Origin of the sequence: Sphingobacterium corticibacterium (assembly GCF_004208525.1) — a bacterium.
Classification (GTDB): Bacteria; Bacteroidota; Bacteroidia; order Sphingobacteriales; family Sphingobacteriaceae; genus Sphingobacterium; species Sphingobacterium corticibacterium.
In genome coordinates, this window is record NZ_SGIT01000002.1 from 196,307 (window position 1) to 208,269 (window position 11,963).

The window sequence follows — 11,963 nt, forward strand, 5'->3', positions numbered from 1 at the left end:
ATTTTGACCTTCATGATTAATCAACATTGTCGTGTAGAAACGAATTGTTCGGTCGAATCTCGGTCTCTCCATCATCAAATGACAAGGTAAACCGTGACACCTGCGATTGCGAAGAATGGGGCACATCTTCTAACGATTTTTGTCTACGCTTATAAGCCGGTTCATTCTCCAATTCTTGTAAACCATTGCTCGATTTCAGTTTCATGCTGAGCTCTTTCAAACGCAGTATGCGTTCTTTCGTTTTCATCAATTGGTCTTCAAAATCAATTTCCTTCTCCGGTGCCGGTTCTGCTTGCGCTACGGGCTCTTCTCTTGCTATATTTATATTCTCCGCTTTTTCCGTTTCTTCCACACCCTGTGCTTCTTTATTATACACATCGAATACCGATGGCAACTTAAACTCAAACACAGAAGGAGAGGTTTTCAACTCAAAACCTGATTCTTCAGCAGCTTCCTCTTGCTCCGGCTCTTCCAAACTCAATGTATGACGGATTACTTCCGGCTCTTCTTTTTTCGCCACCGCAGCATGAATGGGCTTTGGAGAGGTAAACAGGTCTCCTTGCGGCGTAGTAGGTGTCCCAAAAGAAAGAGTCTTCTCCGTTGTATCTTGTGGAGGTTTAATGTAGGGCTGTTGTGTATCAACAGGCTCTTCTTTCTTTATAAATTGATTTTGGACAACAGGCTTTACGAACTGTTTGGCTGTAGGTTCCGGGGTTAAGGGCAAAGCAACTTTTTCCTTTTCTTTTTCTTTGACACGCTCTTCCGCTGTCTGGAAACCTGTGGCAATGATGGTTACCGACAACTCGTCGTCCAAATTCTCATCGATACAATTACCCCAAATAAGGTCAGCAGATAAGCCTGCTTTTTCCTGGATATAATCGGTAACAATAGCAACTTCATCCATCGTCACTTCATTTTTTCCGGAGGTAATATTCAATAGAATATAGCGTGCACCTTCAATTTCATTATCTTTCAATAAAGGTGATGCCAATGCGCCTGTCACAGCTTCAATAGCGCGATTTTCACCGGTAGATATTCCATTCCCCATGATGGCCACACCACTATCATTCATAACGGTACGCACATCTTTAAAATCCACGTTCACGTAGCCCGGGATGGTAATAATTTCGGCTATACCTTTCGCTGCTGTTGTCAAAATATCATCCGCCTTCGCGAAAGCCGCCTGCATGGTAAGGTTACCAAATATCTCCCGCAAACGATCATTCGAGATAACCAGGTAAGAGTCTACATATTTACGTAGCTCTCCCATACCCTCTTCCGCTTGCGCGCGACGTCGTTTACCTTCGAATGTAAAAGGAGTAGTTACAATAGCGACCGTTAAAATACCAAGCTCCTTTGCCGCTTTCGCCAATACTGGGCTTGCCCCGGTACCGGTACCACCACCCATACCTGCCGTAATAAAAAGCATCTTGGTATTGGTACCCAGCATACGCTTGATATCTTCAATACTTTCAATAGCTGAATTTTCACCTACGTCAGGATCCGCACCTGCACCCATTCCCTCTGTTAAGCTTGCACCTAACTGTACCTTGTTCGGAATAGGACTCAACTCCAGTGCCTGCGCATCCGTATTGCAAACGATAAAGTCTACACCGCTAATCCCTTGCTTGTACATGTGGTTTACGGCATTGCCCCCGCCACCACCAACACCAATAACCTTAATTATTGATGATTGTTCCTTTAACATTTCAAATTGTATCGACATAAAATACCCTATTTAACTCTTGCTAAACCACTTAGAAATCCCCGATAGGTTCAACAATTCAAATGTAATAATACCGAATTCCTCACAACAGTTTTCCACATTTGTGAATTTGTGGAAAAAAGACCTAATGTGGAAAACTCACTTACTTTCTCCCAATAAATGTGTCATCATCAATTCCCGTATCGTCCTTAATAAAATCGGATAATAGCTTGGAAAACCAACTTTCCTTTTTATTCTTTTCCTCCGCAATATCTTTCACTTTTCCTCCTTTTTTGGAGACCTCTTCATGTTCTGTAGCTTCCACTTCTTCCATAGCTTGCACACCTTTAATCAACAAGCCAATGGAGGTCGCATACATCGGGCTTTTCAATTCTTCCAATGCTTGCTTGTTCAACATTTCTGTTTTTGCCAAATATTCATTAGGATAACCGATTCTACAGTCAATCCCAGTGATGTACTCCACTAATTGTACCAAATGTTTCAATTGAGCGCCCCCTCCTGTGATGACAATACCAGCAATCAATTTATCTTCATAGCCGGACGATTTGATCTCATAGTACACGTGCTCAATAATCTCCTCCATCCGTGCCTGAATAATATAAGCTAAGTTTTTGACAGAGATTTCTTTGGCCTCACGTCCACGTATACCCGGCACGCAGATCACCTCATTATCTTTATTCTCATCAGCCAAAGCAGATCCATAACGAACTTTTAGCTGTTCCGCCTGATTACGCAATACCGAGCAACCTTGTTTAATATCTTCCGTCACAATATTCCCCCCTAATGGAATAACCGCCGTATGGCGAATAATACCTTCGTGAAAAATAGCAACATCTGTCGTACCACCACCGATATCAACTAAGACGACACCCGCAGTTTTCTCTTCGTCATCCAACACAGCTTCGGATGATGCCAGAGGCTCTAACACCAGGAAAGAGATTTCTAAGTCCGAATTATCCACACAACGCTTGATATTATTAATATCAGTCACACGTCCCGAAATAATGTGAAAATTAGCTTCTACCCGACGTCCGGCCATACCAATTGGCTCTTTAATACCCGGTTCATTATCAATGGTAAATTCCTGTGGTAATACATGGATAATTTCCTCGCCCGGAGGAAGGACCAACTTATACATATCAGAAATTAATTGCTCCACATCAATACGGGTCACTTCATCGTAGTCACGTTTGGTTAGGATACCGCGATGTTGAATGCTTTTGATATGCTGACCGGCAATCCCTACGTTGACCACTTTGATATCCACATTGGATTGGGACTCCGCTATCGATACCGCATCCCGTATGCTACTAACCGTTCTTTGGATGTTCGCGACCACGCCGCGGTTCACACCGGAAGATTCGGCTTTTCCTACCCCCAAAAGCTCAATCTTATTGGCTCCGCTACGACGACCCACCGTAACGCAAATCTTCGTTGTTCCGATATCCAACCCTACGATGATTGGACTATCTTTTTCGTTTTCTGCTAATCTTGGCTTCATATGCTGTGTATTTTGTTGCTGTTTATTCAAATTAATTATTCATTTTTAGTTTCATCTGTAAACTATCTAACATCCATCCATCCCGTCGTTCACAGATAATCTGTCCATCATATTTTACATTTACTTTTTCGTAAGCACCAGTGCCGACTTTTGGTAAAATATTCTTATAGAATATCTCCAACCGATCTAGCTTCTCATCCAATTTCGCGGCATTACCAAGAACCAACGGCTGTGTTCCCACTCGCGGAATAATTTCAATATCCTGCTGATCATCGACATACAGCTGCACGATCTGATTGCTCCACAAAGGATCATCTTTTACTTGCTCCACAATGGTAACTAGATCCTTCACCAATTGGGTTCGGATCGTATCCAATGGCTTTTCATATCCTTCGCGTATATTCCCGTTTGCGACCAAAACATGCGGAACGTATTTTAATGTCACCGGCACTTTTGCTCCCTTTGTGTCGATGTAATATTCTTTCCCGGCTCCGTTCACAATACGCAAAATCACTTCCCGCTGCTGCACAACGATCTGTAAAACGCCATCCATATCGGCATAAATTTCTGCACTAGATACGTAGGGGAGCTCCATCAGTGCCCGTTCGATCCTGTCTGTCGGGATATCTTTCAATGGCTTCCCGACAACATTCCCGAATGTTTTATTTACTAAATCGGAAATATCGTGCTGGTCAATAAAGGTTTCTTTTCCTTCCACTATCACCTTCATAGAGACACAGGCCTGTGCCGTATCCTTCTTCTTGACCAAGCTCATCAACATACCTATTCCCACCAAGACAAGTAGCCCTAAGCACACATAACCAAGCTGTCTCCACGGTATGTAACGAACAACCTTAAGCATTTTCCAATATTTCTTTTAAAGGTTTTACCAATCTGTCTATGTCTCCCGCCCCTACTGTCACGACCAGTTCCGGAGCGTTTTGTTTTACAATCCGCAATACGTCATCCGATGATACAAGCTGTTTACTACCTATCGCCATCTTATTCAGTAGCCAACTGGAGGTTATTCCTTCTATCGGCAATTCTCTTGCCGGATAAATATCCATCAGCAGCAATTCATCTGCCAACTCCAATACCTCTGCAAAGCCATCTCCAAAATCGCGGGTCCGACTATATAAATGTGGCTGAAAAACAACCGTCAACTTCTTTGTCGGATAGAGTTTCTTCACCGACGTCAGAAACGCACGCAATTCTTCCGGATGATGCGCATAATCATCTATGTATACATGCGCCGGCGTTTTAACGATATATTCAAATCGTCTCTTTGCCCCTCTGAACGATACTAATGCCGATTTTATCTTCTCCACTGCTATTCCAAGTTGTAGCGCCACCGTAATGGCCGCCACGGCATTTTCTACATTATGGAAGCCTGGTATACCTAATGGGATAGCCTGCATTTCCGTTTTCTCGGCAACATAATCAAAATAAAACACCCCCTCTTCCACACGGATATGGCGCGCGTACGCATCACAGACTTCGTCTTTGGCGTAACCTATATTTCCACTAAAGGGAAGTCCTTTTTTTACGATCGACAAGCCATCCGGGACGACACGTTGTAAAAACAGTTCGAAAGATTCGATGAGATGTCGCTCGTCACCATAGATATCCAAATGATCAGGATCTGCTGAGGTAATCACCGCAATATTGGGATGCAACGTCAGAAACGAACGGTCGTATTCATCAGCTTCTACCACAACCACATTGTTCGTACCATATAGCACATTGCTACTATAGTTAGAACTGATTCCTCCCAAAAAAGCAGAACAATCATAACCTGAATCCTTTAATATATGCGCAATCATGGTCGAGGTTGTCGTTTTCCCATGGGTTCCCGCCACAGCTATTGTAAACCGACTTGCGCTAATGATACCCAATACCTCCGAACGCTTGTATAATGTAAAGTCTCTTTCTAAAAAATAAGCTTTCAGTTTAAGGTCTTTCGGGATGGCTGGTGTGAAAATCAATAACGTTTCCCCAGACGGTTGTTGGTATATCGTTGGCAATAACGCGACATCATCTTTGTAGATCACTTGAATACCTTCTTGCACCAACGCGTGTGTCAACTCGGTCTCTGTTTTGTCATATCCCTGCACATCGCAACCGAGATGTTTGAAATAGCGCGCCAAACCACTCATACCGATCCCCCCAATTCCGAGAAGGTAAACACGTTTTATATGGTCAAGATTCATCATCTATTTAATAAGTTTCAGTACTTCTTTTGCAATCACTTCATCCGCATCGAGTCGAGCCATCTTCTGTATTTCGGCACTTAATGATGCACATTTAGCCTCATCAGCAAGCAACTCTAATGCCACGTACATCATTGTGTCCCGAGCATCTGCCTCGGAAATCATCACGGCTGCGTTCTTAGCGGCCAAAGCTTGTGCGTTTTTCGTTTGATGGTCTTCCGCCACATTAGGCGACGGCACCAATATAACCGGCTTTCCCACTACACAAAGTTCCGATATCGTGCCAGCACCTGCTCTCGAAATAATCAAATCTGCCGCTGCATAGGCTAGGTCCATACGATCCAAAAATGGTTTCACCTTTACATTACCCGGAATCAATCTGTCCATTTTCAACATACGCTCCATATCCTCGTAATATGTTTTTCCGGTCTGCCAAATAAATTGCACATCGTCTTTTTCGCCTAGCTCATGTATCACATCCAACACGTAACCATTCATCTGCTTTGCGCCCAAGCTACCACCGATAATCAATATGGTCTTTTTTTGTGGTTGCAGACCAAAAATTTGCAAAGCAAATTCGCGCTTCCCTTCTATAGCGACCGAATCGCGACGTATCGGATTACCGGTCAACATGATTTTTTCAGCCGGAAAAAATGTATCCATCCCCTCATACGCCACACATATCTTTTTAGCTTTCTTTCCCAAGCTCTTATTGGTTACACCCGCATAGGAATTTTGTTCCTGAATCAGCGTAGGTATCCCCATATTGTTGGCAGCCATTAACAAAGGTCCTGACGCAAACCCACCAACACCTACTGCGGCATCGGCATTAAACTCCTTTATCGTTTTCCGTGCCTTTATCAAACTATTTATAAGCTTAAAAGGCAAGGTCAAATTTTTCAACAAGGAGTTCCTATCAATACCCTGTATATCTAATCCCACAATTTTGTAACCTGCCTCTGGAACACGTTCCATCTCCATACGCCCATTTGCACCTACAAACAAGATTTCGATATCTGGCGCTATACGACGTAATGCATTTGCTATTGCAATAGCTGGAAAAACGTGTCCACCCGTGCCTCCTCCGCTTATGATTACTCTATGTCCCATGTGTTACTTTCTAACCCTTTATTTCTAAATCGTTCCAACAACCACTTTTGGATTCTTTGGAATTTCGTTTAATTCTTCTTTTCCTTTCAATTCTTCGATACTCCTACTTACACTTAAAATGATTCCTAGTGCCACGCTGGTAAACAAAATGGAGGTCCCTCCCATACTGACCAGTGGTAATGGCACACCAGTAACGGGTCCCAACCCTACAGCAACCGCCATATTGGCTAGTGCCTGTATGGTTAAGCTAAACCCTAGACCCGCTGCTAGAAAGGCACCGAACGCACGTGGGCTTAGCGTCACAATACGTATACAACGGTACATCAATGCGACGTACAAGAAAAGCAGGATCGCTCCACCGATTGTTCCGTATTCCTCCACAATCACGGCGAAAATAAAATCGGAATAGGGATGTGGTAATAGATTTCTACCTACGCTATTCCCTGCACCTTTGCCAAATAACTGACCCGAAGCAATGGACATCTTCGCCAGATTTGCCTGGTAATTTTTATCTTCTTGAAAAGGTACAGTGTTTTGCACCGTTTGTTCTGTCTTAAAGAAACTCTCAAAACGACTGATATAGGTGGCTCGTCGAGGCCCGATAAATATCACTAATAACAAGAGGAAAGCCCCTCCGACACATACGATGCCTATCTGCTTAAAACTTACCCGACCAATCAACAGCAGTAACACACTCGTACCAAATAGCATTAAAGCCGTCGATAAGTTTGCCCATGCAATCAGGACAAAAACCAAGCATACGGTCCCCATAATTGGAATGAATGATTTTTTAAGATCTTTTATTTCATGTGCTTTGCGTGAAAGCATACGTGCCAAAAAGGTAATCAGTGCCAGTTTTGCCAGATCCGATGTTTGAAACGTTTGGTTGATGACAGGAATCGTTACCCAGCGGCTAGCCTCGTTTACTTTGTTACCTCCAATCAACGTAAAAAGCAACAAGGGTATAGCGATGATCATCAGCAACTTAGAAATACCTGCATAATATCGATAATCTAATTTGTGTGATAGATACATCAACACCAAACCCACAGCAATAATGGAAAAATGCTTGAACAGGTACAATTCTGTACCTTTGCCTTCCTTGTAGGCAAGTGTACCTACTGAACTATACACCGCTAACAAAGACCAGCCGGACAGGACAATCACAATAATCCATATCCACTTATCTCCTTTTAATTTACTGAAAATCTGATCCATCATTGTTTCAACATTTTATTTATCCTCTTCCTTTCTGTCATATTGAGACTTGCCCAAGTATCTAAACGATTTAGATCCCTCCTAGCGTCGGGATGACAGCCGGATGTGCTTACAAAGACATTACTGCTTCTTTGAATTTTTCACCACGTTCTTCATAATTTTTAAACCAGTCAAAACTTGCACAGGCCGGTGATAACAGCACCGTATCCCCCTTTTTTGCCAAATAGGAGGCAATCTCTACTGCGTCTTGCATAGACGAGCTATTGATAATCACATCCGTATCATTTTCAAAAGATTCATGAATGCGCACCGTATCTTTACCGATACATACAATGGCTTTAACCTTAGACTTCACTAAATCACGCATCATCTCGTAGTCATTACCTTTATCTACGCCCCCCATAATTAAGATAATATCCGGTGAAAAGCTTTCCAAAGCATACCAAACAGAATTCACATTGGTTGCTTTCGAATCATTGATATAATTCACCCCCCCAATACAAGCAACATGCTCTAGACGATGCTCGATATTCACATACGATTCCATGCTTTCTTTCATGGTTTGGTTACGCAGTTCTTGAACCTTCGCAATCAAGCCCGAAGCCATGTTGTTGTATGCGTTATGCTTCCCTTGTAATGATAACTCTTCCATATTCATCGCAAAAATGTCTTTGTTAGGTACTTTTATTATAATATTCTTTTCTTCGTCTACATATGCACCCTGCCCCACCATTTGTTCTTGTGTAAAGGGCAAATGTTGGGCGTCCGTTTTAAATACAGCTAAACCTTTTACTGTTTCCTCGTCGTCCAAACAGTAGATAAAATAATCGTCTTTTGTTTGATTTCGGATCATACGAAACTTAGATGCCCTGTAGTTTTCCATCTTATTATCATAACGATCTAGATGATCCGGTGTAATGTTCAAAATGACCGCTACATCAGCACGAAAATGATACATATCATCCAACATAAAACTGGATATTTCCAATACATACACCTCGTAATTTTCGCGTGCTACCTGCAGTGCAAAACTTTTTCCAATATTTCCGGCTAATCCTACATTTACACCGCCACGCTGCAACATATAATATGTCAACATCGTTGTTGTCGATTTGCCGTTAGAACCCGTAATGCAATAGAGCTTAGCCGCTGTATACTGCGCCGCAAATTCAATTTCCGAAATCACCGGAATATTGGCGGCCTTTAACGCCTTTACTAAAGGTGCATGTTCAGGAATACCAGGACTTTTGACAACCAAATCTGCTTGCATAATCTTATTTTCACTATGCTGTTGCTCTTCAAATGCAATTCCTTCTTGCTGTAATGCAGCCTTATATTCATCACGTATTGCCCCCTTGTCTGAAACAAATACGTCAAACCCCTTATCCTTTCCTAAAATAGCCGCACCAACACCGCTCTCCCCCGCGCCTAGTATCGCCAGAAAGCCAGATTGTGGATAATATGTATGTGCTATATTAGACATCTTATCTTACTTTTAAGGTGACTATCGTTAAAATTGCAAGAATAATAGATACAATGAAAAACCGCATCACAATCTTCGATTCGTGATAACCTTTCTTTTGATAGTGATGGTGCAAAGGAGACATCAAAAATATCCGTCGCCCTTCTCCATATTTTTTCCGTGTGTATTTGAAATACGATACCTGCATAATCACCGACAGATTTTCTAACAAGAATATACCACATAACATCGGTATCAATAACTCCTTTCGGATAAGTATAGCAAATGCCGCAATAATACCACCAATCGTCAAACTACCAGTGTCGCCCATAAACACCTGCGCCGGATAGGCATTATACCACAAGAAACCTGTACAGGCTCCTACAAATGCACCTGCAAAAATCACGAGTTCTCCGGAGTTGGGGATATACATAATATTAAGGTAATCCGAAAAAATCACGTTACCGGACACATAAGCCAGAATTGCCAGTGTAATACCAATAATAGCTGAGGTTCCCGTTGCCAATCCATCTATCCCATCGGTGATATTTGCGCCGTTAGACACCGCCGTAACAATAAACACAATCACCACCAAAAACACCATAAACGTAGCCAGATTGCTGTTTAATCCAAACATACTTAGCACTTCGGCATAATCGAACTCGTTGTTTTTATAAAATGGAATATTCGTCTTTGTAGACTTCACATTTTCCGCATAATAACGTTGACCTGTTTGGGTATCCATCATAATCTCCACCGCCTTTGTCGAAGTCGGGTTTTGTACTTTTTCCCGAACAACAATATCCGGGTGGAAATACATGGTGATGGCAATCAATGTCCCCAGTCCTACTTGCCCGATAATTTTAAAGCGACCGGCCAGTCCCTCTTTGTTTTTACGGAATACTTTGATGTAATCATCCAGAAAGCCAATCGTACCCATCCAAATAGTCGTGATAATCATGATGATGACATAAATATTATCCAGTTTAGCAAACAAAAGTGTGGGCACCAAGATTCCGCCAATGATAATCAACCCACCCATTGTCGGTGTACCTACTTTTTGCTTCTCCCCCTCTAATCCCAAGTCACGGATCGTCTCCCCCACTTGCTTATTACGTAAAGCACGGATGAGACGGCTTCCGTATACCGTAGTAATCATCAACGACACAATAACCGCCATTGCAGTCCTAAACGAGATGTATTGAAACAATCCCGATCCCGGCAAATGCATATGTTCTTGTAGCCAATTGAATAGATAATATAACATCCGTATTTCTTATTGTTCGTTAAACGTTTCTATTAAAATTTCCTTATCGTCAAAATGGTGACGCACACCATGAACTTCTTGATATTTTTCATGTCCTTTTCCGGCGATCAATACAATATCGCCAGCTTGTGCTAAATGGCATGCAGCCCGAATAGCCTCTTTGCGTTCGGCAATGGTAAAGACGTGTTTGCGATCTTTCGAATCCACCCCCGCTTCCATATCCCGAATAATGGCCATCGGGTCTTCTGTCCTTGGATTATCCGAAGTAATGATAACTTTATCGCTCAAACGTACCGCGACCTCTGCCATTTCGGGGCGCTTAGTCTTATCACGATCGCCACCACAACCTAATACGGTAATAATCTGTTGGCCGCCTTTCCGCAACTCCCGGATAGTGGAAAGAACATTCTCCACCGCATCGGGTGTATGCGCATAATCTACTATGCCTACGGTACCATTTGTCGAACGCACCACATCAAATCTACCTTCTGCTCCAGCAATATCGCTCATAGCCGTTAACACTTTCATCGTTTCTTGCTCCAACAAAATCGCTGCGCCATAAACCGCCAGCAGATTATATGCATTAAATCCGCCAACCAGTTTAACCCAAACTTCATGTCCATCTACCTGTAGCAGCATACCATCTAGATGGCTTTCGACAACCTTCGCCTTGAAGTCCGCCATGGTTTTTAACCCGTATGTCTTTTTATGTGCAAATGTATTTTGTAGCATCACTGTTCCATTACGGTCATCCACGTTGGTCAATGCAAAAGCAAATCTATCTAAGTCATCAAAAAACTTTTTCTTAGCCTTGATGTAATGGTCAAACGTGCCGTGAAAATCTAAGTGATCGTGTGTTATATTAGAGAAGACGCCCCCCGCAAAACGTAGTCCTGCGATACGTTGTTGCACGACAGCATGTGAACTCACCTCCATAAAGCAATAATCACATCCTTCATCCACCATTTCCCGAAGCAACATATTTAATGCTATCGGATCTGGCGTTGTATGCGTGGCCGGGATAACCCGGTCTCCGATTTTATTTTCCACGGTTGACAGCAATCCGACATGATACCCCAAACTCTTAAACAAATTGAAAAGAAGCGTGGCAATCGTCGTCTTACCATTTGTTCCTGTAATACCGACAAGTTTTAGCCCTTTGGAAGGATCACCATAAAAATTAGATGCTAATAAACCCAATACATACGATGTATCTGCCACGACCACATAGGTTATCTCCTCACGCAATTGCACCGGCAACGTATCCAAGACCAGCACCTTGGCGCCGTTTTCAACCGCTTTATCAAGATACAAATGTCCATCGGTATGGACACCCCGAACGGCAACAAAAAGACTATCTGCAGAAACTTTCCGCGAATCGAAGCATACCGACAACACGTCAACTTCAAGAAGCCCCTCAAGCTGCTGTACTGGAATCGCATGTAATAATTCTCTTAGCTTCATATCTT

General features: G+C 42.6%; 9 protein-coding genes. All 9 read right to left on the reverse strand.

All coding sequences use genetic code 11. From position 1 onward, the window contains the following. Positions 1-16 precede the first annotated feature (16 nt). On the reverse strand, positions 17-1,726 hold the full coding sequence (gene ftsZ / locus EWE74_RS09535) for a cell division protein FtsZ (RefSeq protein WP_130141333.1): 1,710 nt from the start codon (positions 1,724-1,726) through the stop codon (positions 17-19). Between the two features lie 142 nt (positions 1,727-1,868). Next, positions 1,869-3,227, reverse strand: a complete 1,359-nt coding sequence (gene ftsA, locus EWE74_RS09540; RefSeq protein ID WP_130141334.1) for a cell division protein FtsA — start codon at positions 3,225-3,227, stop codon at positions 1,869-1,871. Positions 3,228-3,258: 31 nt separating this feature from the next. Next, complete coding sequence (locus EWE74_RS09545) at positions 3,259-4,089, reverse strand: cell division protein FtsQ/DivIB (RefSeq protein ID WP_130141335.1); 831 nt, start codon at positions 4,087-4,089, stop codon at positions 3,259-3,261. Beyond that, the gene (murC, locus tag EWE74_RS09550; RefSeq protein WP_130142348.1) at positions 4,082-5,437 is read right to left on the reverse strand and encodes a UDP-N-acetylmuramate--L-alanine ligase; all 1,356 of its coding nucleotides are present in this window, start codon (positions 5,435-5,437) and stop codon (positions 4,082-4,084) included. The genes EWE74_RS09545 and murC overlap by 8 nt, the downstream gene beginning before the upstream one ends. A gap of 3 nt (positions 5,438-5,440) precedes the next feature. Further along, entirely contained in the window at positions 5,441-6,547 is a 1,107-nt protein-coding gene (gene murG, locus EWE74_RS09555) for an undecaprenyldiphospho-muramoylpentapeptide beta-N-acetylglucosaminyltransferase (protein ID WP_130141336.1), read from the reverse strand. 24 nt (positions 6,548-6,571) lie between these two features. Beyond that, a complete protein-coding gene (locus EWE74_RS09560; protein ID WP_130142349.1) occupies positions 6,572-7,765 on the reverse strand; it encodes an FtsW/RodA/SpoVE family cell cycle protein in 1,194 nt (397 codons plus the stop codon). A gap of 109 nt (positions 7,766-7,874) precedes the next feature. Next, positions 7,875-9,248, reverse strand: a complete 1,374-nt coding sequence (gene murD / locus EWE74_RS09565; RefSeq protein ID WP_130141337.1) for a UDP-N-acetylmuramoyl-L-alanine--D-glutamate ligase — start codon at positions 9,246-9,248, stop codon at positions 7,875-7,877. A gap of 1 nt (position 9,249) precedes the next feature. Next, entirely contained in the window at positions 9,250-10,494 is a 1,245-nt protein-coding gene (gene mraY, locus EWE74_RS09570; RefSeq protein WP_130141338.1) for a phospho-N-acetylmuramoyl-pentapeptide-transferase, read from the reverse strand. Positions 10,495-10,503: 9 nt separating this feature from the next. Continuing rightward, on the reverse strand, positions 10,504-11,958 hold the full coding sequence (locus EWE74_RS09575; protein WP_130141339.1) for a UDP-N-acetylmuramoyl-L-alanyl-D-glutamate--2,6-diaminopimelate ligase: 1,455 nt from the start codon (positions 11,956-11,958) through the stop codon (positions 10,504-10,506). Positions 11,959-11,963 lie beyond the last annotated feature (5 nt).

Coding starts and splice junctions, on each gene's coding strand:
- murC (WP_130142348.1), bottom strand. CDS start 5,437: ATGAATCTTGACCATATAAAACGTGTTTACCTTCTCGGAATTGGGGGG.
- ftsA (WP_130141334.1), bottom strand. CDS start 3,227: ATGAAGCCAAGATTAGCAGAAAACGAAAAAGATAGTCCAATCATCGTA.
- murG (WP_130141336.1), bottom strand. CDS start 6,547: ATGGGACATAGAGTAATCATAAGCGGAGGAGGCACGGGTGGACACGTT.
- murD (WP_130141337.1), bottom strand. CDS start 9,248: ATGTCTAATATAGCACATACATATTATCCACAATCTGGCTTTCTGGCG.
- EWE74_RS09560 (WP_130142349.1), bottom strand. CDS start 7,765: ATGGATCAGATTTTCAGTAAATTAAAAGGAGATAAGTGGATATGGATT.
- ftsZ (WP_130141333.1), bottom strand. CDS start 1,726: ATGTCGATACAATTTGAAATGTTAAAGGAACAATCATCAATAATTAAG.
- EWE74_RS09545 (WP_130141335.1), bottom strand. CDS start 4,089: ATGCTTAAGGTTGTTCGTTACATACCGTGGAGACAGCTTGGTTATGTG.
- mraY (WP_130141338.1), bottom strand. CDS start 10,494: ATGTTATATTATCTATTCAATTGGCTACAAGAACATATGCATTTGCCG.
- EWE74_RS09575 (WP_130141339.1), bottom strand. CDS start 11,958: ATGAAGCTAAGAGAATTATTACATGCGATTCCAGTACAGCAGCTTGAG.